Origin of the sequence: Haemophilus sp. C1, from assembly GCF_001276515.1 — a bacterium.
Classification (GTDB): Bacteria; Pseudomonadota; Gammaproteobacteria; order Enterobacterales; family Pasteurellaceae; genus Haemophilus.
This window is the reverse complement of record NZ_LDVZ01000006.1, coordinates 1-26856: the sequence shown is the minus strand read 5'-3', so window position 1 is coordinate 26856 and position 26856 is coordinate 1. Positions and strand designations below refer to the sequence as shown.

At 38.8% G+C, this 26856-nt stretch carries 21 protein-coding genes and 1 other RNA gene; 17 read left to right on the top strand and 5 right to left on the bottom strand.

The genetic code is table 11. The features are described from left to right. Positions 1–119: 119 nt before the first annotated feature. From trmA to ABW51_RS03530, 8 genes are all read left to right on the top strand, one after another. Entirely contained in the window at positions 120–1211 is a 1092-nt protein-coding gene (trmA, locus tag ABW51_RS03565; RefSeq protein ID WP_053465599.1) for a tRNA (uridine(54)-C5)-methyltransferase TrmA, read from the top strand. After that, complete coding sequence (locus ABW51_RS03560) at positions 1193–1960, top strand: class I SAM-dependent methyltransferase (RefSeq protein ID WP_053465598.1); 768 nt, start codon at positions 1193–1195, stop codon at positions 1958–1960. Before trmA ends, ABW51_RS03560 begins: the two co-directional genes overlap by 19 nt. Continuing rightward, positions 1960–2394 carry a SoxR reducing system RseC family protein gene (locus tag ABW51_RS03555; protein ID WP_053465597.1) on the top strand — a complete coding sequence of 145 codons (435 nt, stop codon included), beginning with the start codon at positions 1960–1962 and terminating at the stop codon, positions 2392–2394. Before ABW51_RS03560 ends, ABW51_RS03555 begins: the two co-directional genes overlap by 1 nt. 112 nt (positions 2395–2506) lie before the next feature. Further along, positions 2507–2728 carry a hypothetical protein gene (locus ABW51_RS03550; protein ID WP_053465596.1) on the top strand — a complete coding sequence of 74 codons (222 nt, stop codon included), beginning with the start codon at positions 2507–2509 and terminating at the stop codon, positions 2726–2728. Between the two features lie 153 nt (positions 2729–2881). Then, positions 2882–3397, top strand: coding sequence for a molybdopterin-guanine dinucleotide biosynthesis protein MobB (gene mobB, locus ABW51_RS03545; protein ID WP_053465595.1), 516 nt, complete (start codon positions 2882–2884; stop codon positions 3395–3397). Then, on the top strand, positions 3394–4782 hold the full coding sequence (locus ABW51_RS03540) for an MDR family MFS transporter (RefSeq protein ID WP_053465594.1): 1389 nt from the start codon (positions 3394–3396) through the stop codon (positions 4780–4782). Before mobB ends, ABW51_RS03540 begins: the two co-directional genes overlap by 4 nt. A 153-nt stretch (positions 4783–4935) precedes the next feature. Continuing rightward, positions 4936–6579, top strand: a complete 1644-nt coding sequence (locus tag ABW51_RS03535; protein ID WP_053465593.1) for an ABC transporter substrate-binding protein — start codon at positions 4936–4938, stop codon at positions 6577–6579. 177 nt (positions 6580–6756) lie between these two features. Next, positions 6757–7518, top strand: coding sequence for a HugZ family heme oxygenase (locus ABW51_RS03530; RefSeq protein WP_053465592.1), 762 nt, complete (start codon positions 6757–6759; stop codon positions 7516–7518). Between the two features lie 105 nt (positions 7519–7623). On the opposite strand, the gene ABW51_RS03525 is transcribed toward ABW51_RS03530, so the two are convergent. Both ABW51_RS03525 and polA read right to left on the bottom strand, forming a co-directional pair. After that, a complete protein-coding gene (locus ABW51_RS03525) occupies positions 7624–8928 on the bottom strand; it encodes an L-cysteine desulfidase family protein (RefSeq protein WP_053465591.1) in 1305 nt (434 codons plus the stop codon). A gap of 14 nt (positions 8929–8942) precedes the next feature. Continuing rightward, entirely contained in the window at positions 8943–11735 is a 2793-nt protein-coding gene (polA, locus tag ABW51_RS03520; RefSeq protein WP_053465590.1) for a DNA polymerase I, read from the bottom strand. Positions 11736–11883: 148 nt separating this feature from the next. Here polA and ABW51_RS03515 point away from each other — a divergent pair, with 148 nt between their 5' ends. The 4 genes from ABW51_RS03515 to clpB all read left to right on the top strand — a co-directional run bounded on the left by ABW51_RS03515 (position 11884) and on the right by clpB (position 15771). Next, a complete protein-coding gene (locus tag ABW51_RS03515; protein ID WP_021035596.1) occupies positions 11884–12186 on the top strand; it encodes a cell division protein ZapA in 303 nt (100 codons plus the stop codon). 107 nt (positions 12187–12293) lie between these two features. After that, positions 12294–12491: non-coding RNA, 6S RNA (ssrS, locus tag ABW51_RS09750), on the top strand. Positions 12492–12508: 17 nt separating this feature from the next. Further along, positions 12509–13072 carry a 5-formyltetrahydrofolate cyclo-ligase gene (locus tag ABW51_RS03510; protein ID WP_053465589.1) on the top strand — a complete coding sequence of 188 codons (564 nt, stop codon included), beginning with the start codon at positions 12509–12511 and terminating at the stop codon, positions 13070–13072. Between the two features lie 128 nt (positions 13073–13200). Continuing rightward, the gene (gene clpB / locus ABW51_RS03505; protein ID WP_053465588.1) at positions 13201–15771 is read left to right on the top strand and encodes an ATP-dependent chaperone ClpB; all 2571 of its coding nucleotides are present in this window, start codon (positions 13201–13203) and stop codon (positions 15769–15771) included. Between the two features lie 264 nt (positions 15772–16035). Here the strand turns inward: clpB and nhaA are convergent, their stop codons facing one another. Then, positions 16036–17202 carry a Na+/H+ antiporter NhaA gene (gene nhaA / locus ABW51_RS03500; RefSeq protein WP_053465587.1) on the bottom strand — a complete coding sequence of 389 codons (1167 nt, stop codon included), beginning with the start codon at positions 17200–17202 and terminating at the stop codon, positions 16036–16038. A gap of 225 nt (positions 17203–17427) precedes the next feature. Here nhaA and brnQ point away from each other — a divergent pair, with 225 nt between their 5' ends. Further along, positions 17428–18738 carry a branched-chain amino acid transport system II carrier protein gene (gene brnQ, locus ABW51_RS03495; RefSeq protein ID WP_053465660.1) on the top strand — a complete coding sequence of 437 codons (1311 nt, stop codon included), beginning with the start codon at positions 17428–17430 and terminating at the stop codon, positions 18736–18738. Between the two features lie 14 nt (positions 18739–18752). Here brnQ and gss read toward each other — a convergent pair whose 3' ends face one another. Then, on the bottom strand, positions 18753–20627 hold the full coding sequence (gss, locus tag ABW51_RS03490; RefSeq protein WP_053465586.1) for a bifunctional glutathionylspermidine amidase/synthase: 1875 nt from the start codon (positions 20625–20627) through the stop codon (positions 18753–18755). Positions 20628–20855: 228 nt separating this feature from the next. On the opposite strand from gss, the gene yedE reads away from it, so the two are divergent. From yedE to rlmB, 3 genes are all read left to right on the top strand, one after another. Continuing rightward, complete coding sequence (gene yedE / locus ABW51_RS03485) at positions 20856–21914, top strand: YedE family putative selenium transporter (RefSeq protein ID WP_053465585.1); 1059 nt, start codon at positions 20856–20858, stop codon at positions 21912–21914. A 103-nt stretch (positions 21915–22017) separates the two neighbouring features. After that, positions 22018–24366 (top strand): ribonuclease R, encoded by a 2349-nt coding sequence (gene rnr / locus ABW51_RS03480; RefSeq protein ID WP_053465584.1) that lies wholly within the window; start codon positions 22018–22020, stop codon positions 24364–24366. Positions 24367–24421: 55 nt separating this feature from the next. Continuing rightward, positions 24422–25162, top strand: coding sequence for a 23S rRNA (guanosine(2251)-2'-O)-methyltransferase RlmB (rlmB, locus tag ABW51_RS03475; RefSeq protein WP_053465583.1), 741 nt, complete (start codon positions 24422–24424; stop codon positions 25160–25162). A gap of 161 nt (positions 25163–25323) precedes the next feature. On the opposite strand, the gene ABW51_RS03470 is transcribed toward rlmB, so the two are convergent. Continuing rightward, entirely contained in the window at positions 25324–25785 is a 462-nt protein-coding gene (locus ABW51_RS03470; protein ID WP_046939028.1) for an Lrp/AsnC family transcriptional regulator, read from the bottom strand. Between the two features lie 118 nt (positions 25786–25903). Between ABW51_RS03470 and rarD the strand changes: the two genes are divergently transcribed. Further along, positions 25904–26794 (top strand): EamA family transporter RarD, encoded by an 891-nt coding sequence (gene rarD, locus ABW51_RS03465; protein ID WP_053465582.1) that lies wholly within the window; start codon positions 25904–25906, stop codon positions 26792–26794. The last annotated feature ends 62 nt before the right edge of the window (positions 26795–26856 follow it).

The following is a 26856-nucleotide window of genomic DNA, read 5'->3' as shown; positions in this document are numbered from 1 at the left end:
AGTCTGCCTTTTGTTTTTGAATAGCTTGTGAAATCATGCGTAATTCACGGCTGATAACTTTATTCTCCTATCTTTGTATGAAAGATCCGTCTTCATACATCCTATGAATACTAATTTCTATGCAATTACCGATTTCTCAATACAACGAACTGCTACAAAAAAAATTTGAAAAATTAACCGCACTTTTACGCCCTTTCAATGCGTCTAATATTCAAGTTTTTGACTCTCCAACAAGTCATTATCGCATGCGTGCGGAATTTCGTATTTGGCACGAGCAAGATGATTTTTACCATATTATGTTTGATCAAGCGACGCTACAGCGTTATCGCGTAGATGAATTTCCAATCGCTAGCACGCTGATTAATCAAATGATGCAAACCTTATTACCTTTGTTAAAACAACAAGAGGTGCTACATAAAAAATTATTCCAAATTGATTACCTTAGCACTTTGAGTAATAAGATTATTGTGAGCTTGCTTTATCATAAAACACTCACTGAAGAATGGGAAAGTGCTGCTAAAAATCTGAAAGATTTACTCGAAAAGCAAGGTTTTGATGTGCAAATAATCGGGCGTGCAAGTAAACAAAAAATTTGTTTTGAGCAAGATTATGTGGATGAAATTTTACCTGTGAATGGTAGAAATTATGTCTATCGCCAAGTCGAGAATAGTTTTACCCAGCCAAACGCAACGGTAAACTGCAAAATGCTTGAATGGGCAATTGATTGTACTCAAAATAGCGAAGGGGATTTGTTAGAACTTTACTGCGGTAATGGTAATTTTTCTATCGCACTTGCTCAAAATTTCCGTAAAGTATTGGCAACAGAAATTGCTAAACCATCGGTGGCAGCCGCACAGTTTAATATCACTGAAAATAAAGTCGATAATTTACAAATTATCCGCATGTCGGCAGAGGAATTTACACAGGCAATGAATGGGGTTAGAGCCTTTAACCGCTTGAAAGGGATTGATTTGAAATCTTACGAATGTAATACCATTTTTGTCGATCCACCTCGCGCAGGGCTTGATCCTGATACAGTGAAACTTGTACAAAATTACGATCGCATTTTGTATATTTCCTGTAATCCACATACGCTGTGCGATAATCTTGTTGAACTGTCAAAAACACATAGCATTAAAAAAGCGGCGTTATTTGACCAATTCCCTTACACTAACCACATGGAAAGCGGCGTATGGCTCATTCGCAAGTAGGTATTCAGCTGATTTCTGAATCTTCAGAAAAAACATTAGCAGAATTGACCGCACTTTGTGCTGAACATCATATTATTCATAATGAACAAAGCCCACTTGCACTTGTTCAAACCGATGAACGTTTAGAACTTCGTAAACTAGACGAACCTAAACTCGGGGCGGTTTATGTTGATTTTGTAGGAGGCACAATGGCTCACCGTCGTAAATTTGGTGGTGGTCGCGGTGAAGCTGTAGCGAAAGCGGTAGGGATTAAAGGTTCGGAATTGCCAACGGTTATTGATGCAACAGCAGGTTTAGGGCGTGATGCCTTTGTGCTAGCCTCTATTGGCTGCCAAGTGCGTTTAGTGGAACGTCATCCTGTTGTTTTTTTACTTCTACAAGATGGTTTAAATCGTGCTTATCAAGATGAAGAAATCGGCGAAATGTTGCAACAAAATTTGCGCTTGCTGAATGTTCAGCATATTAATAAACTTGATCCTAATACCGATTATGCCGATGTGGTTTATCTAGATCCAATGTACCCGCATAAACAAAAATCTGCACTAGTAAAAAAAGAAATGCGTGTATTCCAGCATTTAGTCGGGGCTGATTTAGATGCCGATGAATTGCTTTTACCTGCATTACAACTTGCTAAAAAACGTGTGGTCGTGAAGCGTCCTGACTATGCGGAATTTCTTTGTGGAAAACAACCGCACTTTAGCCGTGAAACGAAAAATCATCGCTTTGATATTTATATGGGAGCATCATAATGCTAAGAGAAAGCGCGGTTGTTATTAGCTATGAAAATGGCATTGCCAAAGTGAAATGCCAATCTCAAAGTGCCTGTGGCCAATGCGCGGCTAAAAACAGTTGTGGAACATCAAGTCTTTCCGAATTAAACGGCAAACGTGGCGAGCATATTTTTAATGTGGAAACATTAATGCCATTACGCGAAGGTCAAATTGTTGAAATTGGATTAGAAGAAAAGTCGATGTTGTTGTCGGCATTATTGATGTATGTTGTACCGCTTTTGACCCTATTGATTGCGACTATGTTATCTGATTACATCAGCGATAATGAAATCCTGCGTGCAATTTTAATCTTTGGATTAACCGCACTTTCTTTCATTTTTGTAAAATCTTATAGTAGAAAATTAGGACAACAAACAGAATTTCAGCCTGTTTTATTGCGCGTATTATCTTGAGTTTTTTACTTGCTTTTTATTATTGCTGCGATCTAGATCGCAAACTATAAAGCGAGTTGGGAAATTCCCTTTCTATTTCAGCAAAATTTCTCTTTTATTCATCGGAGAAACTATGCTGAATTTATTTAAATTACCCATTGAGAAAAGCTCTTTAGAGGCTTGGTCAAAACTTAGTGATGATGTGGCAAAAGTTGCTATTCTAGCAATGCCTGTTATACTTTACGGAGAAACGGTTTTTTTATTGAAAGTATTGAATATTGCTTCCTTACTTGTTGTCACTTACTTTTGCCTAGCTGTTGGGCGTATTTTTCGTCAACTATCGGAGAAGAAATAATATGTGGTTTACAATTGGTCTTGGCATTCTTGCTCTCATATCCATTGCTGCTTTTATTTTTGCAACTTACGCAGCAAAACATTCTTAATTTATTAACCCCGATCTTTCGGGGTTTTCCGTATCTAAAGTGCGGTGATTTTTAAGGTTATTTTTATGAACAATCAGATTCCTTTACTTGGAATTACCGGTTATAGCGGTAGTGGTAAAACAACATTATTAGAAAAACTTATCCCAGAACTTATTGCTCGTCACATTCGCGTTTCAGTGATTAAACATAGCCATCACAATATGCAAGTTGATAAAGAAGGAAAAGATAGTTGGCGTATGAAAGAGGCAGGTTCCTCTCAAGTCATTTTAGCGAATGATGAACGCTGGGCGATTATGACGGAAACGCTAAAACCTGTTTCATTGGATTATTTAGCACAACAATTTGATCGCACTTTAACGGATTTAGTGTTGGTAGAAGGCTTTAAACAAGAGCCAATTCCAAAAATTTTGCTCCATCGTCAGGAAATGACAAAACCTTTACCCGAAATTGACGAATATGTGCTCGCAGTTGCAACGAATTATCCCCTTGAAATTGACCGCACTTTGTTTGATATTAACCGCATTCCGCAAATTGCCGATTTTATTGAAAATTGGTTGCACCATTTTCACGGAGCACGATGACTGAATCCAATGCCTATCGCGGTTTAGCTTGGGTAGCGGCAATGGCGCTTTTTATGCAAAGCCTCGATGCCACCATTCTAAATACAGCTTTACCTGCGATATCTTCCGATTTACATAAACCCGCCTTTGAAATGCAACTGGCGATTATTGCTTATTCTTTAGCCGTTGCATTATTTATTCCTCTTACCGCTTGGGCGGCTGCAAAATTTGGGACATTGAGCGTTTTTCGTAGTGCAGTTTTTACGTTTATTTTAGGATCTATCGCTTGTGCTGCTGCGCCTAATTTAGAAAGTTTAATCTTAGCCCGAGTAATTCAGGGGCTAGGCGGTGCCTTTATGATGCCGGTGGCGCGTTTAGCTATTATTCAAGCTGTCCCGAAACAACAATTAGTGAATGCTTGGAATTTAATGGCAACTGCAGGTTTGATTGGGCCAATACTAGGGCCTATTTTAGGTGGATGGTTAGTCATTCACGCCAGTTGGCACTGGATTTTTTTAATCAATATTCCAATTGGTGCACTAGGGATTTTGGCATCGGGCAGCGTGATGAGTAACATCAAAGGAGAAGCAGAGAAACTAGATTGGACAGGTTTTTTACTCTTTGCATTGGGGTTAGTTGGCATCACGCTTGGTTTGGATTTGCTCGGTGAAAGCCAGCATAGTGCAATTACAACCTATAGCGTGTTAGTTGTTGGTGTTCTGTTACTCGGGGCTTATTATAGTTATGCCAAAAACAATGAAGATACCATTTTACCTTTATCCCTTTTCCGCACTCGTACATTTAGATTAGGCATTATTGCCAATATTTTTATCCGATTATCTGCATCTGGTGTTCCTTTTTTATTGCCTTTGATGTTCCAATTATCTTTTGGTTACAGTGCTGAAATGTCAGGCTGGCTATTAGCTCCGATTGCGCTCATTTCTGTGATTTTGAAAATATTAATTGGACGAATTTTAAATCGTTGGGGCTATAAAACAACGTTAATTTCATCCGCACTTTTGATGGCGGGATCTGTGATTTCCATGGCTTGGTTGGATAAACAAAGTTCTCTGACTTGGATTATTTGTAATCTTATGTGGTACGGTGCTTGTATGTCGATAATTTTCACTTCAATCAATACGTTGACTGTAGGCGATCTTTCAAAACAACAGGCAGGCACAGGTTCTACAGTATTAAGTATTGTGCAGCAAGTTGGGATTGGATTTGGTATTGCTATTTCATCGATAATTCTAAATCTTTATAGACATTTCTTTAGCGTAAGTGATGGTTTACAACAGGCATTTAGCTATACTTTCTTAACCTCATCAGTTTTTGTAATCGCTTTAGTTTGGTCACTTATGAAATTACATAAAAATGATGGCGATCATTTACGGAAGAATCCTTAGATTAATTTGTTATAATCCATAGAATTTTTTTATTTAAAAAAAACGACATTTGCTTATATCTTATTAAACATTTATTTTAGATAGGATTTATCTAGCATATTGGTTATATCACTATGCTCGCATAAATTTCTGCCAACAAAGTGAGGAACTATCATGAAGCTAAAAGCAACACTAACTCTTGCAGCTGCGACGCTTGTATTAGCAGCTTGCGATCAATCAGGCTCAGCAAATAAACCGACCGCACAAGCCGAAACTAAATCAGCATCTAACAACACTTTCGTTTACTGTACAGCAAAAGCACCTTTAGGATTTAGCCCTGCGCTTGTAATGGAGGGGACATCTTATAATGCAAGCTCGCAACAAGTGTATAACCGCTTAGTTGAATTTAAAAAAGGCTCAACAGATATTGAACCAGCCTTAGCTGAAAGCTGGGAAATTAGCGATGATGGTTTAACTTACACATTTCATCTAAGAAAAGGTGTTAAATTCCATACAACAAAAGAATTTACCCCAACACGTGATTTTAATGCAGATGATGTTGTATTTTCATTCCAACGTCAGTTAGATCCAAATCATCCATATCACAATGTATCTAAGGGGACTTATCCATATTTCAAAGCAATGAAATTCCCTGAATTGTTAAAATCAGTGGAAAAACTAGATGACAATACAATTCGTATTACCTTGAACAAGAAAGATGCGACTTTCTTGGCTAGTCTTGGTATGGATTTTATTTCTATTTATTCCGCAGAATATGCGGATGCAATGCTGAAAGCAGGTAAGCCAGAAACAATTGATAATCGCCCAGTGGGAACGGGGCCGTTTGTTTTTGTTGATTATAAAACGGATCAAGCTGCTCAATATGTAGCAAACGAAAACTATTGGAAGGGTAGAACGCCATTGGATCGTTTAGTTATCAATATTGTGCCAGATGCGACAACACGTTATGCAAAATTACAGGCGGGATCTTGTGATTTAATTTTATTCCCGAATGTAGCGGATTTAGCAAAAATGAAAACAGATCCAAAAGTACAACTTTTGGAACAAAAAGGTTTGAACGTGGCGTATATCGCATTCAATACCGAAAAAGCACCATTTGATAATGTCAAAGTTCGTCAGGCGTTGAATTATGCAGTGGATAAAAAATCGATTATTGAAGCGGTTTACCAAGGAGCAGGTACACCAGCTAAAAATCCACTTCCTCCAACAATTTGGAGTTACAACGATGAAGTTCAAGATTATCCGTATGATCCAGAAAAAGCAAAACAACTTTTAGCTGAAGCAGGTTACCCAAATGGTTTTGAAACTGATTTTTGGATTCAACCTGTTGTTCGTGCCTCTAACCCAAATCCAAAACGTATGGCTGAACTTATCATGGCGGACTGGGCTAAAGTTGGTGTAAAAACTAACCCAGTTACCTATGAATGGGCGGATTACCAAAAACGTGCGAAAGCGGGTGAATTAACTGCTGGTATCTTTGGTTGGTCTGGTGATAATGGTGATCCTGATAACTTCTTATCTCCATTATTGGCAAGTTCAAACGCGGGTAATTCCAATATGGCTCGTTTTAAAAATCCAGAATTTGATGCATTACTAGATAAAGCAATCGGATTAACAAATAAGGAAGAACGCACCGCACTTTATAAACAAGCGCAAGTTATCATTCATAATCAAGCACCTTGGATTCCGGTGGCACATTCTGTTGGTTTTGCACCACTTAGTCCACGCGTAAAAGGCTATGTTCAAAGCCCATTTGGCTATGATGCTTTCTATGGCGTGAGTGTTGATGGTAAATAATTAATACTATTTCAGTTCTTTTGGGCCCTTATTTCGTAAGGGCCTTTTTCTTTGAAATATTATTATTTTGTGAAAAATATGTTAAATATATTTTACTTGAGTATAATGCTCAATATTATTCCTCACGGAAGATAATTCGTAGAATAATGAGATTAATCGTAAATATAAGGAACAAAAATGGATTTCAATAGAATTATCACTCACATGAATGATCATCACCAAGATGATATGGCTGCCCTTTGTAAAAAATTTGGTGGTGAAAATGAAATTACGGATGTGACGCTAGTTAATGTAGATTTTGGTGGTTTAGATTTTAAATATAATGGCAGCAAAACATTACGCGTGGAATTTCCGCAACAAGCTGACGCTGGTTCAATTAAACAAGCGATCATCAATCTTTGTGTAGAAAATAAACCAGTTGCAAATTACGATCGTATCAAAGCTAAAATTGATGAATTTCGTCAAGAGTTTAAAAGCTGTGTGCTTGCTACTTTAGATAAAGATGGCTTACCGATGTCTTCTTATGCACCAATTATTTCGCTTGATGGAAAATATTATATTTATATCAGTGCTATTGCAGAGCATTATGACAATTTAAAACGTAATCCGAATCAAGCGGAAGTGATGTTTTTAGAGGATGAAAGCAAAGCGAAATCAATTATTGTACGTACTCGTTTACGTTACAAGGCTAGTGCACGTTTTATTCCTCGTGAAGATCAAATTGTTGAAAAAGTCTTAGATAAATTAGCAGAAACTATGAATGATGTGGGCGGAATTAAAACGATTCGTGAATTTACTGATTTTGATTTAGTTGAACTTACATTTGGAACAGGTCGTTTTGTAAGAGGTTTTGGCCAAGCTTATTTGATTGATTCTAATGGGGAAATTTCTCATATTGGTGTTAAAGGCAATCCACACGAAAAAGAAAGCGATAAATAATATTGTCTCTAAAGGGTTGAGTGTAAATTTATACTCAACCCTTTTGTTTACGATAAATTCGAGTGAAATTGAAATTTCTTTATTTTTTACCGCACTTTATTTTTATTAAGGACAAGGCTTGCTCACCATAATTTCAATAACTTGTCTGTCGATATGTTGCATACTTTTTGATGCAATAGCGCAGAGATTATCAATAGTTCGATCAAGATCATGTTCGACAATACCTTCATTACCAGTAACATGGGTCTCATCCATTGCCATAAGTACCGATTTATAGCCTGAAGCAACGCTGGTGGAGACTTTCATTGCACAGCTATTGGCTGCGCCATCACAGATGATGCCACTAATATCGCCAATCATACTGCAAATGCCCATACTCGCTGTTTCAAATTTGCCTGTGAGTAAATAAGCAATGCCTGCACAGCTTCCCATTGATGCCGTAGTTACAGCACAAAGTGCGGAGAGTTTTGGCAATTTACTATGAATATAAATGGCCATTAAGTGAGATAAGAAAAGTGCACGTATTCTTTTTTCCTCATTCACCTTGAGATAATCTGCAACAACGACAACAGGCATCGTTGCAGCAATTCCTTGATTGCCCGAACCAGAATTACTCATCGCTGGTAAGGTTGCCCCGCCCATTCTTGCATCTGATGCGGCGGTGGTTTCAATCATAATTTTGCTTAGTAAATCATCAGAAATTAAACCGCTTCCCACTTGTTTTCGCAAGATTCTGCCAATATGCAAGCCATAATTTTCTCGCAAACCTTCATCTGAAAGCGCTCGATTAAGCTCTGCAGCTTGACTGATAAAACGAATTTTTTCTAATTCAACCGCATTGGAAAATTCAAAAATCTCTCGTGCAGTCATTTGTTTGAAGACTTCATAGGGATCGCAATTAGCACATTCATCCTCTATTTTTTGAAAAAGTATTTCACCATTTTTTTCGATCAAAATAACATTGGTATGTTGATCTTGAATGGCTACTTTCACGTAATCATTATCGGCAAATAATGTTGATTCTGAATATAAAATATGTTCAGTTTGATGAATATCTACACTCACTAATTTTTGTTCAAGCATAGTTTTAGCGGCACTAACTTGCTCTGGCGTAATATGTTTTAATACTTCTAAACCGCCATCTGGATTACCGCCTAATGCACCAATTGCCGCAGCAATGGGCAATCCAACCATGCCAGTTCCGGGTACTGCAACACCTAATCCATTTTTCATAAGATTAGGCGAAACTTTTGCTTCAATGCGTTCAGGTGTTTTGCCTAAATATTTCGCAGCTGTAGCAGATGCAAGAGCAAGAGAAATTGGTTCGGTACAGCCTAGGGCTGGCACAACATCATGTTTAACGATGTGGAGTAATGGTTTTTCAATTTCGTTAAGTCTTTTTAAATTCATTATTACCTATCCAATTAATGCGCTTCATCCCAATTTTGTCCAACACCCACTTCCACAATCAATGGAACAACTAATTCAGCTGCGGCTTCCATGTGTTGTTTAATTTGTTCACGGAAAAATTCAACTTTTTCTGACTGCACTTCAAATACTAATTCATCGTGTACTTGCATAATCATTTCAATATCTGGATTGTGGCGGATTACTTCGTCAAGTTTAATCATCGCTCGTTTAATAATATCCGCAGCCGTGCCTTGCATTGGTGCATTGATCGCTACTCGTTCTGCACCTTTACGACGCATGGCATTGCTAGAATTAATATCTGGTAAATATAAACGGCGACCAAATAACGTTTCCACATAGCCTTGTGCTTTCGCTTTTTCACGGATATCGGTCATAAATTTCTGTACACTCGGATAGCGTTGGAAATATAAATCCATGTATTTTTGTGCATCTGGACGGGAAATACCAAGTTGGCGTGAAAGTCCAAAGGCGGACATTCCATAAATTAAGCCGAAATTAATCGCTTTAGCATTGCGACGTTGCTCGCTGGTGACTTCATCTAATGACATGCCAAAGATTTCAGCTGCCGTGGAGCGATGAATATCCTTGCCTTGCGAGAACGCATTAATTAAGCCTTGATCGCCTGACAGGTGCGCCATAATACGTAACTCAATTTGAGAATAGTCAGCGGCGACAATCGAATAACCTTCACGCGCGATAAATGCTTGTCGAATACGACGACCTTCTTCATTCCGAATTGGGATATTTTGTAGGTTTGGATCACTTGATGATAAACGCCCTGTTGCCGTGACCGCTTGATGATAAGAGGTATGCACTCGGCCTGTTTGTGAATTGACCATTTGAGGCAGTTTATCCGTATAAGTGGATTTGAGTTTACTCAAGCCACGATGTTCGACCAAAATTTTTGGTAATTCGTGGCTATAGGCTAATTCTTCCAATACTTCTTCATTCGTTGATGGCGCACCTTTTGGCGTTTTTTGTAAAATAGGTAGTCCAAGTTTATCGAACAAAATTTCTTGTAATTGTTTGGTGGAGGCCAAATTAAATGGCTGACCCGCTAATGCGTAAGCTTGTTCCTCAAGTGCGGTTAATCTTGTGGCAATTTCGTTAGATTGTATAAAGAGGGCATCACTATCAATCAAAACGCCTGTACGTTCCATATGAGAAAGCACATGGAGTAATGGTAATTCCATTGTTTTATACAATTCAACAAGCGTTGGTTCTTCTTGCAGTTTCAACCACAGTGCTTGTTGTAATTTCATTGTCACATCAGCATCTTCTGCTGCGTATTCAGTGGCTTGTTCTAATGGAATTTGATTAAACGTAAGCTGGCTTTTTCCTTTTCCTGCAATACTTTCAAATGCGATAGTTTCATGACCTAAATAACGTTTGGCTAAATCGTCCATATTATGACGACCAGTACTATTTAGCGTATAGGAAAGCAACATCGTATCAAATTCAACACCTTGTAATTCAATGCCATGACGAGCAAAAATACTTTCATCAAATTTAATATTTTGTCCAATTTTGTGAATATTAGGATTTTCTAAAATGGGTTTGATAGCCACAAGTGCGGTTGATTTTTCGAGTGTTTTTGGCGCATTCAAATAATCCAATTGCAATGGTAAATAAGCGGCTTCTCCATTTTCAAGAGCAAAAGAGATACCCACTAAATTAGTAGACATATAATCAAGACTGTCTGTTTCAGTATCCACTGCAATGAGTTTTGCTGTATTGAGTTTTTCAATCCAGCGCGTTAAATCAGCTTGAGTGAGTAAGGTTTCATATTTTGTACGATCGATTTGAATTTTAGGCGTATTTTCTACCGCACTTTGATCTAGTGAGGTCGCCTGATACTGATTGATTTTCACTGGCTGTTCAGTGGTTTGGGTAATAGAATCTGAGCCATTCATTACTTCATTAAGCCAGCGTTTAAATTCGTAGCGAGCAAAATATTCAATGAGCTGATCCTTTTGGCTTTCTCCAAGCAACAATTCATCTGTTGTCACGTTAAGTTCAACATCCGTTTTGATGGTTGCCAATGTATAAGAAAGATCAGCGTTAGTTTTTTCAGCCAATAATTTTTCGCCTAGTTTTTTCGCCCCTCGAATTGGCAATTCTGCTACTTTTTCAAGATTGGCATAAATTTCAGCCATACTCCCGATGCCTTGCAGTAAAGCAAGTGCGGTTTTTTCGCCAACGCCAGCAACACCCGGAATGTTATCTGCACTATCGCCCATAAGTGCCAGATAATCAATGATGAGTTCAGGTGGAATACCGTATTTTTCAATCACACCCTCACGATCCAATAAGCTATTATTCATGGTGTTAATGAGCATAATGTTGTCATCCACCAACTGTGCCATATCTTTATCGCCAGTACTAATAAGCACTTTTTTACCCAAACGAGAGGCTTGTAGTGCGAGTGTGCCGATCACATCATCTGCCTCAACCCCTTCCACCACTAAAAGCGGAATTCCCAATGCGCGAATCATATCGTGCAAAGGTTGAATTTGTTTGCGTAAATCATCGGGCATTGGGGGGCGATGAGATTTATATTGTTCAAACATTTCATCACGAAATGTTTTCCCTTTTGCATCAAAAACAACGGCTATATGAGTGGGTTGTACTTGTGAGATGAGGCTTTTTAACATATTTAAAACGCCATACATCGCACCCGTTGGCTCACCTGCTGCATTGGTTAAAGGAGGAAAGGCATGAAATGCACGATATAAATAAGAAGAACCATCCACTAGCACAAGTGGATTTGCTGCAATTTGGGCCATAAAAATCTCGTTTTAAACTGAAAAATACGGGCATTATAGCGTAATTTATGGTAATGAGCGAACGGCGGATTCAATGTAAAATTTGTGACGAACGTTTTTTGCTATGGCATAATACCAGTCACTCAAATATTTAATTTAAGGAAATCAAATGTCGTTAAAATTGGTCGAAATTTTAGTTTTGGGGCAGGTCTTGCGTTTAAACGTGCCCGTTGAACAAGAAGAATTATTGCGCCAAGCTGCCCGTAATTTAGATATATTGGTTTCCGAAATGAAAGAAAAAACAGGCCTTATTCAGCTTGATCGCGTGCTTTCTATTGTGGCTCTTAATTTGAGTTTTGAATTAAGCCAAGAAAAAAATAAAACCGCTCAAATTGAAAATGTATTGAGAACTCGAATTCAACAATTAGATCATTCATTAGAAAATATTCGCGTTACAAAAGAACCGCGTTAAATTAATGATCAAACTAGAGTCGTTTTGTCGTTTTATAAGCAACTCGTTAAAATTGATAAATAAATGCTAGTCAATACTGAGAATTTGGGCTAGTATAAACCTATAAGAATTACCTGGAGTGTTCGTCAGTAGGCTATGTCCCTGAGCCGATACTTTAAATCTTATAAATTGGTTTCCTATCGTTGGTGTGTAGGCTTAACCTTTGACTCGTTCATTGGGCTAAGAAACCTGAAAACGGTATCAACTGATTTCCTTGAACCGTCGGGTTCAAGGACTACTGCCCGCAGCGGCACTCTGGGTCCTATCTTCTCCTTTCATTTCTATGAATACTCAAAAACGCCAGCAAATCCGCGCTGAAATTCGAAAAATACGAGCAAATTTAACCGTACTTCAGCAGGAAAAAGCAGCACAATCGGTTACCCAACAGGCGTTAAATCTTATTGAGCAACGACAAGCCAAAAATATTGCATTATATTTTTCTTTTGATGGCGAAATTTCTACGAAAGCCTTAATCCAATCCCTTTGGGCGCAAAACAAAAATGTGTATTTGCCTGTTTTACATCCTTTTACTAAACATCATTTATTGTTCTTACGCTATTTGTCTGATACGCCAATGAAACCAAATCAGTTTGGTATTTGGGAGCCAAAGCTGAATGTTCAAAATGTTTTGCCATTAAATGAACTGGATATTTTATTTACGCCATTGGTGGCTTTTGATAAACAGGGAAACAGACTTGGCATGGGCGGTGGATTTTATGATCGCACGTTGCAGAATTGGCAAAATAAATCTTTTATTCCAGTTGGTTTAGCGCATCAATGTCAGCAATTAGAAAATCTTCCTACTGAGCATTGGGATGTGCCACTATTCGATATTTTGGTAGGTTGAAACCTATCATCAAGATTTTATTGATAGATAAAATCAAAAATATTTCATTTCTTCTCTTGAAATCCATTCAAACGATCTTACTTAATTTGGGCAAACGGCGAAAGCCGAAACCAAATTGAGGAAATCGTATGAACATTGAAAAATTTACAACAAAATTCCAAGAAGCTTTAAGCGAAGCACAATCACTTGCTATCGGAAAAGACAATCAATTTATTGAACCCGTGCATTTATTAACCGCACTTTTAAATCAACAGGGCGGCTCCATTGCGCCAATTTTAACTGCAAGTGGAGTAAATGTGGCGTTATTGCGTAATGAATTGAAGACTGAGTTAAATAAATTGCCACAAGTGATTGGCAATGGCGGTGATGTTCAACTTTCACGTCAGCTCATTAATTTACTTAATCTATGCGATAAATACGCACAGCAAAACCAAGATAAATTTATTTCAAGCGAATTATTTTTGCTTGCAGCTTTAGAAGAACGAGGAACGATCAGCGATATTCTGAAAAAGTGCGGCGCAAAAAAAGAACAAATTTCGCAAGCCATCCAGCAAATTAGAGGAGGACAAAACGTGAATGATCAAAATGCAGAAGAAAGCAGACAAGCATTAGAAAAATATACGATTGATTTAACTGCTCGTGCAGAAAGTGGCAAACTTGATCCTGTCATTGGGCGTGATGAAGAAATTCGTCGAGCGATTCAAGTATTACAACGTCGTACCAAAAATAACCCTGTGTTAATTGGTGAACCTGGTGTAGGTAAAACCGCTATAGTGGAAGGTTTGGCACAACGTATTGTAAATGGTGAAGTGCCTGAAGGTTTGAAAAATAAACGCGTCCTTTCATTAGATATGGGTGCGTTGATTGCTGGTGCGAAATATCGTGGTGAATTTGAAGAGCGTTTAAAAGCCGTTTTAAATGAGTTATCAAAAGAAGAAGGTCGCGTTATCCTCTTTATTGATGAAATTCATACTATGGTTGGCGCAGGTAAAACCGATGGTGCGATGGATGCGGGTAACTTGTTAAAACCAAGTTTAGCGCGCGGTGAATTACATTGCGTGGGGGCAACCACTTTAGATGAATATCGTCAATATATCGAAAAAGATGCCGCACTTGAACGTCGTTTCCAAAAAGTCTTTGTGGACGAACCAAGTGTAGAAGATACCATTGCAATTTTACGTGGTTTGAAAGAACGTTATGAAATTCATCACCACGTGGATATTACTGACCCTGCGATTGTCGCAGCAGCAACGCTTTCACATCGTTATATTTCTGATCGTCAATTGCCGGATAAAGCGATTGATTTGATCGATGAAGCAGCGTCTAGCATTCGTATGGAAATTGACTCTAAACCTGAACCGCTTGATCGTCTTGAACGTCGTATTATCCAACTAAAATTGGAACAACAGGCGTTACAAAAAGAAGAAGACGAAGCCAGTCGCAAACGTTTAGAAATGTTAGAGAAAGAATTGGCTGAAAAAGAACGTGAATATGCTGAACTTGAAGAAGTGTGGAAATCTGAAAAAGCAACGCTTTCTGGCTCGCAACATATTAAACAAGAATTAGATACTGCAAAAACCGAACTAGAACAAGCTCGTCGCGCGGGTGATTTAGCTAAAATGTCAGAGTTGCAATATGGCCGCATCCCTGCTCTTGAAAAGCAACTCGAGCAAGCTGAAACCAGCGAAGGAAAAGAAATGACACTTTTGCGCTATCGCGTCACAGATGAAGAAATCGCTGAAGTGCTTTCTAAAGCCACAGGCATTCCAGTATCAAAAATGATGGAAGGCGAGAAAGAAAAACTCTTGCGCATGGAAGATGAACTACATAAACGAGTGATTGGCCAAGAAGAAGCTGTTGATGCGGTAGCAAACGCGATTCGTCGTAGCCGTGCCGGTCTTTCCGATCCTAACCGCCCAATTGGTTCATTCTTGTTCCTAGGGCCAACAGGTGTTGGTAAAACTGAGCTTTGCAAAACTTTGGCGAAATTCTTGTTTGATAGTGAAGATGCGATGGTACGTATTGATATGTCAGAGTTTATGGAAAAACACAGTGTCTCTCGCTTAGTCGGAGCTCCTCCAGGCTATGTCGGCTATGAAGAAGGTGGTTATTTAACTGAAGCTGTTCGCCGTCGTCCATATTCGGTGATTTTGCTCGATGAAGTTGAAAAAGCCCATACGGATGTATTTAACATCTTATTACAAGTATTGGATGATGGTCGTTTGACTGATGGGCAAGGTCGTACTGTGGATTTTCGTAATACGGTGGTGATCATGACCTCTAACTTAGGTTCTGATTTAATCCAAGGTAACAAAGACGAAAGCTATAGCGAAATGAAAGCCTTAGTGATGTCAGTGGTAAGCCAACATTTCCGTCCGGAATTTATCAACCGTATTGACGAGACAGTGGTATTCCATCCGCTTGGTAAAGAAAATATCCGTGCAATAGCCAATATTCAATTAGAACGCTTAGCAAAACGTATGGAAACTCGTGGCTACGAATTAGTATTTACCGACGCTTTATTAGATTTCATTGGTGAAGTGGGTTACGACCCAATTTATGGCGCACGTCCATTGAAACGTGCAATTCAACAAGAGATCGAAAACAGCTTGGCACAACAAATTCTATCTGGTGCGTTATTACCTGGTAAGGTTGTTACCATTGATTACGCCAACGCAGAAGTTCAAGCTCGACAATAGGTGTTAAAAAGTGCGGTAAATTTGATCTGAGTTCAAAAAACTGGGCTATTTATTTAAGGACTGATGATATTGTATTGGACTCAGTCCTTTTAATTTCAGTTAAACTCCGACCATAAAAACATTCCGTTTTTAATCGACCAAAGAAACTTTCCATTTCCGCATTGTCTAGATAGTTTTCTTTTCTTGACATACTTTGTATGTCATCGGTCGCTTATTTAGTCCAACTTTTAGAGGGCTGATCAATTTACCGCACTTTGTGTATGATTAGTTTAGTTTTGTCGTTTGTTTTAAGAATAAATACCCAAGCGTTGCTGAAATGGTTGAACCAAGTAAAATGCCTAAACGAGAAAGCGTATTGACACTTTCTCCAGCATCCGCATCAAAAGCAAGGCTTGCTAAGAACATTGACATTGTAAAGCCGATACCACATAAAACTGCGACGGCAAAAATTTGTTTAAAATTGATTCCATCCGGTAATTTAGCTAATCCCAACTTAACGGAAATATAACTAAACCCAAAAACACCGACTGGTTTACCAATAATTAAACCACACGCGATAGCCAATAATAATGGCGATGAAATCATACTCACATCAATACCGTCAAAACTAACGCCCGCATTAGCAAAAGCAAAGAGCGGTAAAATAACGAAGGATGACCAAGGTGCTAAAATGTGCTCAAAATCACGTAATGGTCGTTCACCTTTTTTACCTTTTAATGGAATGCAAAAACCAATAATCACGCCGGCCAAAGTTGCGTGAACACCAGATTTTAAAACAGATGCCCATAAAATTGCTCCAACCACCATATAGGCGCAAAGCGTGCTAACTCTAAAGCGGTTTAATAAAACCAAAGTCAAAATAGAAATACCTGAGAAAATTAGAGCCTGTACACTTAATTCGTGAGAGAAGAAAAGAGCAATTACAACAATCGCGCCTAAGTCATCAATAATAGCGAGTGCGAGTAAAAAAATCTTTAGAGGCAATGGCACTTGCTTGCTCAATAATGCCATGATGCCAAGCGCAAAAGCGATATCTGTCGCCATAGGAATAGCCCAGCCGTTTGCAAGGCTAGGATCCTGTTTTGCAATAAACCAATAAACTAACGCAGGCACGATCATTCCGCCTACAGCAGCAATAGCAGGGAAAATAGCTTGTTGATAGGTAGAAAGCGCGCCTTCAAATAATTCTTTTTTTACTTCCATTCCAACTAGCACAAAAAACACTGCCATAAAACCATCGTTAATCCAGTGGATTAAGGTTTTATTAATAGAAAAACTACCAATTTGCAAACTGACTGGCAAATTCAAAAAATCATTATATTGATTGCTTAATGGCGAATTAGCCAGCAATATCGCTACTGCAGCAGAAAAAAGCAACAAAATACCACCAGCGGATTCTAATTTTAAAAAGCGTTGAATCAGTTGTACCACGCAAACTCCTTCCAAAAATAAATAACAAAAAATTAACAAAGACTGAATCCTAGCATATTTTCGCTCTCAAAGGGAAAAGTGCGGTAGATTTTGCAGGTATTTTTAGCGAATTGTCGATAAAATTCTTCATATTGTGACAAAATTCACATTTTTAATTTTACGCAATAGGGATTTTATCTACTTTGTAGTAGAATGCAGGTCTTTTTATTTTTAGAGCCAAAATTTATGTTTTCACGCAAAGATATTATTATTTTAGGAATGATGATCTTCGCCTTATTTTTAGGTGCAGGTAATATCATTTTTCCTCCAATGGAAGGATTCTCAGCTGGACAACATTGGATGAGTGCGTCCTTAGGATTTGTCTTAACTGGTGTTTTAATGCCATTTATCACGCTTGTTGTGGTGGCAATTTTAGGTCGTGGCGAAGAACTTACTAAAGATTTACCAAAATGGGCGGGCACAGGTTTTCTCGTTATACTTTATTTAACCATTGGCTCTACCTTTGCTATGCCACGCATCACAAATGTTGCTTATGAAATGGCGTGGTTGCCATTAGGATTAGCAGAAGATAATGCTAGTGTTCGTTTCCTCTTTTCACTCATTTTCAACTTAATCGCGATGGTCTTTATGATTCGCCCAAATACGATCATTTCAAGCGTGGGTAAATTTATGACACCAGCATTGCTTGTGTTATTAGTTGCTGTAGCCGTCACTGTCTTCATTTCACCTTTATCTGAAATTCAAACACCCAGTAAAGCTTATGAAAATGGCCACTCTTTATTAATCGGCTTAACCAGTGGTTATCAAACTATGGACGTACTCGCAGCTATTGCTTTCGGTGGAATCGTCGCTCGCGCACTTGCAGCAAAAAATGTAACTCAACCCAAAGATATCGTGAAATACACTATCTCAGCTGGATTTGTTTCAGTCATTTTACTTGCGGGTTTATATTTTTCTCTTTTCTATCTAGGTGCGACTAGTGCTGCAGTTGCAGAAGGTGCAACTAATGGCGGACAAATTTTCTCTCGTTATGTAAATGTCTTATTCGGTTCTGCTGGGACTTGGATTATGGCTGGTATTATTGTATTAGCGAGCTTAACAACTCTTGTTGGTGTAACGAGTGCTGCCGCTGACTATTTTTCAAAATTCTCTGTGCGTTTTTCTTACCCATTCTGGGCCGCACTTTTTACCGCAATGACAATCACTGTTTCACAATACGGTTTAACGGATCTACTTCGTATAACGATCCCTGCTTTGTTATTAATTTATCCGGTGGCTATTGTGCTTGTATTATTGCAATTCTTACGCAAAAACCTTCCATCAATAAAATTTACACATAACAGCACATTAATCGTAACTGTTTGTTTTAGTTTATGTGACAGCTTAAATAACGTTAAAATGTTACCAGAAAGCATTAATTCATTATTGGAGCACTTCCCTCTTTCATCTGAAGGAATGGCTTGGTTGGTTCCGACTTTAGTGATGTTAGTTGTAAGCATTTTAATTGGAAAAGCATTGCGTAAAACCCATTCTTAATATCACAAGGTGTTTTATTTATCCTTCAACACTCTCAATGGTTGCATATCACTATTGCCTACAATCACACGACTTGAATCAGAACGTAGGCAAGTGCCACCATAATGCCCTCCAACAGTAAAAGTACAAACTTGCAAATATTGTTCTTCTACTTGTGGTAAGCACCAAAGTTGTTGATAAATACTATCTTGCTGACCAAACTGTCCATCGGTTGTGTCTAACATGGAATTATTTTCACTAATCAATTTAACGTTATCACCTCGACGACCTGCAATTGGTTTTTGTGCGTAGCCGTTTTGGATTAAGTTTGGTGTGAGATGAAAACTTGCCTCTAACAAATAACGATGATTAGGGAATAAAGACCAAAGCACAGGCAAAATCGCTTTGTTGCTTGGAATTGCTGTCCAAAGCGGTTCATAAACCAACACTTCTGGGCGAAGTAGTACATCAATTAACCGCACTTTATCTTCTGGATAACCTGTGCGAATAGGCGGAGCAACTTCCATTCCTGTTGCATCTTCACGAAGTTGTTCCAGCATGGTTTCCCACGCCCAGGTTTTCCAAACAGTTTGAACTTGGTTATTTTCATCATCAATCAGGCGGCCACGATTATCCCAATGTAAGCCTTCAGTTCCGTGAATAATTTTAGCTTGAAAGCCAGCCTGCACTAATGCCTGTTGCATAAACATGGCATGATAATCTTCTTCATCATCGTGATCTTGCAGAATATGGACTAATTTTGAGGCTTGGCTATGTTGCCAACAATCAGCTAACGCATTACGCAGGCCATCGGACGGATTTTCCCCCAATACGCCACCAGCTTGTTTTGCCCAACGATTCATAATATCGCCTGCTTCTGCATGGCAAGAAGCTGAGTCAGCATTATATTCATAGACTTTCAAACCTCGTTCACTCATACAGAAATCTAGACGACCAGTAATCGTCTGATAACGGCGATTTTGCCAAGAAAGTCTTAAGCGTGGCCAAAGGAGCTTCGGAATATTGAAATACTGCAACAGATTATCATCTTTGAGTACTTTGTCTGTTGCATGCAGATACATTAAATGCAGTTCGTTTGTGGCGTGAATTAATTCCTGTTGAGCGCTTTCAGACATAGCAAAATAGCGATATTGATCAGAATGGCTCACTTTATGCCCGCCCATCGCCTTGATATAAGCCATATCAAATGGTTCATTTTCATTTAACCATTTCCCACTAAATTGACCGTGATTGTCAACATGATGAGCTTGTAACCTAAGTGCGGTTGATTTTGGGAAAGGTTGGGGTTCTGAAAATTCAGTATCGTTTGTTTGAATCATCCAACCAAGAATTTTAGTATCATCAAAAGTATCTTGTAGAAAATAACCTTTTTCTGAAACAATCATCGGCAATTCACGCGTCCATTGCTGGCCACTTGGCAAGCGAGAATGAATCACATTTTGCTCAGCGATTCGAACTCTATCAGCCAATACTTCGGTAATAATTGCCACATGCCCCGTATGTTTAAATTCGCCTCCTTCTTGCCAAATTAATAAGGAACCTGCTTGAGGTTTACGCTTACAACCATTAGCAAATGCCTGCAAGGGCAACAAAGCATCATTTACTACTTGGCGTAAAAAACGTAAAGAAAAGATCTCGTACGCCATACCAACATCGGCAAATACAACACCGTGATTGAGATATAAATAACGACGCGCAAATTCCACACACTGCCATTTATAGCCCATATATTCTCGCCCTAGATAACTCCGAAATGCCGCATCATTCGGGAACTCTTTATCATCTGCAGTATTGTAATCTGAGGAATAAATTGCCACGCCACCAGGCGCATATCCAAGCAAGCTACCAAAAGGATCGTGGGTAATGATATTAGCTGAACGTTCTGTCATAGTATCTTCCGAGTAAAAAATGAATGAGGTTAGTATAGATCTTTTATTTTTATTACGGAAATCAATAAAATTTTTACCGCACTTTTTTCGTAGCAAATTTTTGATTTATCTCATCTTTTCATCAAATCATTCTTTACCATTTAACTTCTTAGATTAAAATGAACGTGCTTTTCGAGTATTCGAGAGTACACAATTTAGTTTAACTTTAGATATCACAAGGGTTTCATTATGAAAGGATCAAAATGGCCTGTGGTTGCAGGTGCTGCACTTGGTATCATCGCTCCACTACTTACTTATAGCGGAAATCCTGGCAACATGGGATTCTGCGCAGCCTGTTTCTTACGCGATACAGCAGGTTCCATTGGCTTACATCAAGCCGCTCCACTTCAATACATCCGCCCCGAACTCATCGGATTAATTTTCGGTGCGTTAGCGAGTGCGTTATTTGCAAAAGAATTCCGTGCTCGTGGTGGCTCATCGCCATTCATTCGCTTAATTTTAGGGGCATTTGCTATGATTGGTGCCCTAACATTCTTAGGCTGTCCATGGCGCGCATATCTGCGTCTAGGAGGCGGCGATTTATCTGCGATTGCAGGGATTGTCGGTTTATTTGTCGGCGTACTAGGTGGAATTTTCTTTAGCAATCGAGGGTTTTCGCTCGGCAAAGCAAAAGAACAAGCTCCTGTTACAGGCTGGATTTCTGTCATTATTGCGGGATTATTACTTATTGGCGTTATCACCCAATTTAGTTTTGGCGAAGGTTTACCGCTTTATTTCTCACAAAAAGGCCCTGGCACACAACATGCATTTTGGGCGTTATCTTTAGTAGGTGGGCTAATCGTAGGTGTATTAATGCAAAAATCACGTTTCTGCTCAATTGGCGCATTCCGTAATTTTATTTTATTCCGTGATTCTTCGTTATTGAACGGTGTCATCGCTCTAGTGGTATTTGCTGCTATTACCAATGCTTTACTTGGCCAATTCCATTTAGGGTTTGAACAACAACCTGGTGCACATAATCAGTATCTTTGGAACTTCCTCGGCATGGCACTTTGCGGCTTATGCTTCGCCCTTGGCGGTGGTTGTCCTGGCAAACATTTAGTTCATCTTGGTGAAGGCGATAATGACTCCGCTATTTTTGTACTTGGTATGCTTTTAGGTGCCGCTGCTGCGCATCGTTTAAGCCTTGCAGCTTCAGGCTCTGGCATTGGTGAATTCACGCCTTACGCTTTAGTTCTTGGATTTATATTCTGTGCCTATATTGGCTTTACCAAAAAATCAGCTTAATTCACTTTCTATCTGCACTCATCACGAGTGCAGATTTTCTTTTCCTTGCATTATCCCCCTTACAGTGTCAAACTCTCCGAACTTTTTAAAACTGTAAAAAATAATGACAAAAAAACGTAAAAACTTAATCAACCAAGATCCTCATTACAAACGAGAATTGGAAAAATACGGCAATCCAATCCCGAGCCGTGAGTTCATTTTAAGTGTTATTCGAGACAATAATGCACCGATGAATCGGGATGAAATTTTGACCGCACTTTCCATTCGAAATGAAGATCAAATAGAAGCGATGCGTCGCCGATTACGCGCGATGGAAAATGACGGCCAATTAGTGTTCACCAAACGTAAACGCTATGCCTTACCAGAAAAATTAGATTTATTTAAAGGTACGGTAATTGGTCATCGCGAAGGTTTCGGTTTTTTACAAGTAGATGGCAAAAAGGATGATTTATTCATCCCAAACCATCAAATGCAAAGAGTCATGCATGGAGATTTTGTCTTAGCTCAGCCTGCTGGATTAGATCGTCGTGGTCGCCGTGAAGTGCGAATTGTGCGCGTATTAGAAAGCCGTAAAAAACAAATTGTGGGTCGCTTTTTCTTAGAAAACGGTTTTAGCTATGTGGTGCCTGATGACAGCAGAATTGGTCGTGATATTCTCGTGCCTAATGAACATCGTAATGGCGCACGAATGGGGCAAGTTGTGGTTGTCGAATTGCAAGAACGCTCTGCTAGTTTTAACCAGCCAATTGGCGTGATTACTGAAATCCTAGGCGATAATATGGCGAAAGGAATGGAAGTGGAAATCGCCTTGCGTAACCACGATATTCCCCATAAGTTTCCAAGTGCGGTGGAAAAATACGTAAAAAAATTCACTGAAGAAGTGCCTGAAGAAGCAAAAAAAGGTCGTGTGGATTTACGCAATTTACCGCTTGTGACCATTGATGGCGAAGATGCGCGAGATTTTGACGATGCCGTTTATTGTGAAAAACACAGCAAGGGCTGGAAACTTTGGGTAGCGATTGCGGATGTCAGTTATTACGTACGTTTGCGTTCTGCTTTGGATGTAGAAGCACATAATCGTGGTAACTCGGTCTATTTTCCGAATCGAGTTGTACCAATGCTACCTGAAATTTTATCAAACGGCTTATGCTCTCTTAACCCTCAAGTGGATCGTTTGTGTATGGTGTGTGAGATGCAAATTTCTGCCAAAGGTAAGCTCACAGATTATCGCTTTTATGAAGCAGTGATGAATTCTCACGCCCGCCTTACTTATACCAAAGTAGCAAAAATGCTTGAAGGCGATGAAGAATTACGCACTCGTTATCAAAGACTTATTCCACATTTAGAAGAATTACATCATCTCTATCAAGCATTACTCAATGCCCGAAAACAACGTGGTGCCATCGATTTTGAAACCATTGAAACTAAGTTTATTTTCAATGCAATGGGGAGAATTGAACGCATTGAACCTGTTGTTCGTAACGATGCCCACAAAATCATTGAGGAATGTATGATTCTTGCGAATATCGCAGCAGCCAATTTTATGGAAAAACATAAAGAGCCTGCGTTATATCGTATTCATGCCACCCCTAGCGAAGAAAAATTAACATCGTTCCGCACTTTTTTAAGTGAGTTTGCTTTAACTCTAGAAGGTAGCTTAAAACCAACTACAAAAGACTATGCTGCTCTGTTAGAAAAAGTTAAAGAACGACCAGATCATGAACTTATTCAAACAATGTTGCTACGTTCATTAAGCCAAGCGGTCTATCACGCTGATAATATTGGACACTTTGGTTTGGCTTTGGAAGAGTATGCTCACTTTACTTCGCCAATTCGCCGTTATCCAGACTTAACACTTCATCGAGGTATCAAATATTTACTCGCTAAAGAACAAGGCGCAAAACGTAAAACAACGGATACTGGCGGTTATCATTACTCTTTTGATGAAATGGATTTACTTGGCAATCATTGTTCAATGACGGAACGCCGTGCTGACGACGCCACTCGTGAAGTGGCAGATTGGCTGAAATGTGAATATATGCAAGATCATATTGGCGAAGAATTTAACGGTGTTATTTCATCTGTGACGGGATTTGGTTTATTTGTACGCTTAGATGATTTATTCATCGATGGTTTAGTCCATATTTCCACCTTAGAAAACGATTATTACCAATTCGATGCAGCAAAACAGCGTTTAATTGGCGAAAATAGCGGAATGCAATATCGATTAGGCGATAAAGTTCGCATCAAAGTTGAAGCAGTACATTTAGAAAATAAAATGGTCGATTTCTCGCTGATGGGAAGTGAACGTAAACCTCGTCGAGCCGGAAAAACCGTGAAAGAAAAAGCCAAGAAAGTCTTTAAAGAATTACCCTCTAAAACATCCCAGAAACGAAAAAGTGCGGTAAAAAAGAAAGAAGTTTCGAAGAAAACATCTAGAAAACGAAAATAATTCACTTCCTATTTTTAGAATGAATTAAAAATTCAAATAAGAAAAAGAGAAATTTATGTCAGAACAAATCTACGGCATTCATGCTGTTAATAGTATTTTAACTCATTCACCAGAACGTTTAATTGAAGTCTTCGTCCTTAAAGGACGTGAAGATAAACGTCTACAGCCACTCTTAAACGAGCTTTATTCCCTAGGAATTGGCGTGCAATTTGTTAATCGACAAACGCTTGATAAAAAAGCTGATGGCGAAGTTCATCAAGGTGTCATTGCTCGAGTACAAGCGGCAAAAGAACTTAATGAAAATGATCTTGATGAAGTTCTTGCGAATAAACAAAATCCGCTTTTATTAGTTTTAGATGGCGTGACGGATCCACACAACTTGGGAGCATGTTTGCGAACAGCTGATGCAGCGGGCGCAGCAGCCGTGATCGTACCGAAAGATAAATCGGCACAATTAACATCTATCGCGCGTAAAGTGGCTTGTGGTGCAGCAGAAACCGTGCCGTTAATTCGTGTAACCAATCTTTCTCGCACACTACGCGATTTACAGCAAAACCATAACATTTGGGTGGTTGGCACTGCTGGCGAAGCCACTGAAACCATTTATCAAAGCAAACTGACAGGGCCACTAGCACTTGTTATGGGAGCAGAAGGCGAAGGGATGCGTCGTTTAACGCGTGAACATTGCGATCAACTGATTAGCATTCCAATGGCTGGTTCAGTTTCATCATTAAATGTATCTGTCGCAACAGGGGTATGTTTATTTGAAATTGTACGCCAGCGTTTAGGTTCATAAGAAAAGTTCGGTAAATTTTGAGCTGCCCCAAAAAGTTAGACTGTTATTTAAAGGATTGTTTTCGATATTGTATCGGACTCAGCCTTTTTAATTTTAGTTAAATTTATCAGTAATTATTGAGTCCCACTTTATGGGGGAAGAGCAAAATTTATTGCGCTGTGCTATAAGATAATTCCACTATCTGCTTTAGTAAAATTCATTATAAATAAACTTTTATAAGTTCTTACATGAAATTCGCCAGTCAATACTCGACGTGTGAATGCGTGATAGCTTTCCATATCTTTTGCATGGAGTAGCAACATAAAATCATAGTCCCCTGAAATTTCGTAACAGCTCACCACTTCGTCTTCTTGGCGCATTTTTCGTTCAAATTGCTCTTGATAATAAGAGTGTTGATTATCCATTTCGACCATGACAAACACACTAATCGTACGCCCAACCGCTTTTGGGGAAACTACTGCAACACGTTTTGTAATAACGCCTGAATCAGTTAATGCTTGTACACGTCGTTGACAGGTTGCAACGGAACTATTCACTTTCTCTGACAGTTCTTTTAACGGAATCATGGCATCTTGTTGTAATACATTCAAAATATTACGATCTAATTTATCCAGTGTTTGCATAAGATAATTTCTCAAAAATGTAACTATTGAGAAAAATATTATCACAATAAAAATAAAGTTGAGATTTTTTATTGTCTTGGGATTTTATAATAATCATATTGATGAGATGAGGTCTAAGATGAAAGTAGTCACTCAAGGCGTATTATTGTGCATTTTTTCACAATGTTTATTTGGCATATTATATTTATTTAGCATATGGCTCCAACCACTTAGCGGAACGGATGTTTTTGCGTGGCGTATGTTAACCATGATCTTTGGACTACTTTTACTTTTATTCCCGACTATTGGTTGCCGCTCTCTTTTGTCTCTTATCACGACAACTTTAGGAAAAAGTTGGACGCGTTGGGTTTTATTTTTACTGGGGACATTAGATGCGGGAAGTCAATTCTGGCTCTTTATGTGGGCACCGCTAAATGGTGAAGGGGTAAATATTGCGATGGGATATTTCCTTTTCCCACTGATCATGGCTGTTTTAGGCTGGGCTTGGTTAAAAGAACGCTTATCATTTGTTCAGAAAATTGCGCTTTTACTGGCTGCCTGCGGTGTTGCACATGAATTATGGCACACTCAAAGTTTTTCATGGACAAGCTTGTGGGTTTGTACGGTTTATCCATTTTATTATCTAAGCCGTAAATTGATGAAAATCCCTGCTCTACAAGGGATTACATTGGATATTATTTTAATTTCGATTCCTTGTTTTATTTATATTCTTTCTCAAAGCGATACACTTTCTTTGGTTACGCAAGAATATCGTTATTGGTTATTATTGCCTGCACTTGGTATTGTGAGTGCGATTTCGCTTTCAGCCAACTTAAAATCTAGCCAACAAATTCCAGTCAGTATTTTTGCAGTGTTGAGTTATATCGAACCCATATTGCTTTTTTTAATAGCTGTCTTTGTGCTAGATAATCAAATAACCACAAGCGACTATTTTACTTATGTGCCTATTTGGTTAAGTCTCATTGTGATTGGCATAGAAGGGCTTTTAAATAAAAATAAAGTGCGGTGAAAATTGATCTGACCCCAAAAAGTTAGACTGTTATTTAAAGGATTGTTTTCGATATTGTATCG

What these genes read in the sequence shown, in the direction of transcription:
- trmA (WP_053465599.1), top strand. Translation starts at nt 120, where the DNA reads ATGCAATTACCGATTTCTCAATACAACGAACTGCTACAAAAAAAATTT.
- ABW51_RS03560 (WP_053465598.1), top strand. Translation starts at nt 1,193, where the DNA reads ATGGCTCATTCGCAAGTAGGTATTCAGCTGATTTCTGAATCTTCAGAA.
- ABW51_RS03555 (WP_053465597.1), top strand. Translation starts at nt 1,960, where the DNA reads ATGCTAAGAGAAAGCGCGGTTGTTATTAGCTATGAAAATGGCATTGCC.
- ABW51_RS03550 (WP_053465596.1), top strand. Translation starts at nt 2,507, where the DNA reads ATGCTGAATTTATTTAAATTACCCATTGAGAAAAGCTCTTTAGAGGCT.
- mobB (WP_053465595.1), top strand. Translation starts at nt 2,882, where the DNA reads ATGAACAATCAGATTCCTTTACTTGGAATTACCGGTTATAGCGGTAGT.
- ABW51_RS03540 (WP_053465594.1), top strand. Translation starts at nt 3,394, where the DNA reads ATGACTGAATCCAATGCCTATCGCGGTTTAGCTTGGGTAGCGGCAATG.
- ABW51_RS03535 (WP_053465593.1), top strand. Translation starts at nt 4,936, where the DNA reads ATGAAGCTAAAAGCAACACTAACTCTTGCAGCTGCGACGCTTGTATTA.
- ABW51_RS03530 (WP_053465592.1), top strand. Translation starts at nt 6,757, where the DNA reads ATGGATTTCAATAGAATTATCACTCACATGAATGATCATCACCAAGAT.
- ABW51_RS03525 (WP_053465591.1), bottom strand. Translation starts at nt 8,928, where the DNA reads ATGAATTTAAAAAGACTTAACGAAATTGAAAAACCATTACTCCACATC.
- polA (WP_053465590.1), bottom strand. Translation starts at nt 11,735, where the DNA reads ATGGCCCAAATTGCAGCAAATCCACTTGTGCTAGTGGATGGTTCTTCT.
- ABW51_RS03515 (WP_021035596.1), top strand. Translation starts at nt 11,884, where the DNA reads ATGTCGTTAAAATTGGTCGAAATTTTAGTTTTGGGGCAGGTCTTGCGT.
- ABW51_RS03510 (WP_053465589.1), top strand. Translation starts at nt 12,509, where the DNA reads ATGAATACTCAAAAACGCCAGCAAATCCGCGCTGAAATTCGAAAAATA.
- clpB (WP_053465588.1), top strand. Translation starts at nt 13,201, where the DNA reads ATGAACATTGAAAAATTTACAACAAAATTCCAAGAAGCTTTAAGCGAA.
- brnQ (WP_053465660.1), top strand. Translation starts at nt 17,428, where the DNA reads ATGTTTTCACGCAAAGATATTATTATTTTAGGAATGATGATCTTCGCC.
- gss (WP_053465586.1), bottom strand. Translation starts at nt 20,627, where the DNA reads ATGACAGAACGTTCAGCTAATATCATTACCCACGATCCTTTTGGTAGC.
- yedE (WP_053465585.1), top strand. Translation starts at nt 20,856, where the DNA reads ATGAAAGGATCAAAATGGCCTGTGGTTGCAGGTGCTGCACTTGGTATC.
- rnr (WP_053465584.1), top strand. Translation starts at nt 22,018, where the DNA reads ATGACAAAAAAACGTAAAAACTTAATCAACCAAGATCCTCATTACAAA.
- rlmB (WP_053465583.1), top strand. Translation starts at nt 24,422, where the DNA reads ATGTCAGAACAAATCTACGGCATTCATGCTGTTAATAGTATTTTAACT.
- ABW51_RS03470 (WP_046939028.1), bottom strand. Translation starts at nt 25,785, where the DNA reads ATGCAAACACTGGATAAATTAGATCGTAATATTTTGAATGTATTACAA.
- rarD (WP_053465582.1), top strand. Translation starts at nt 25,904, where the DNA reads ATGAAAGTAGTCACTCAAGGCGTATTATTGTGCATTTTTTCACAATGT.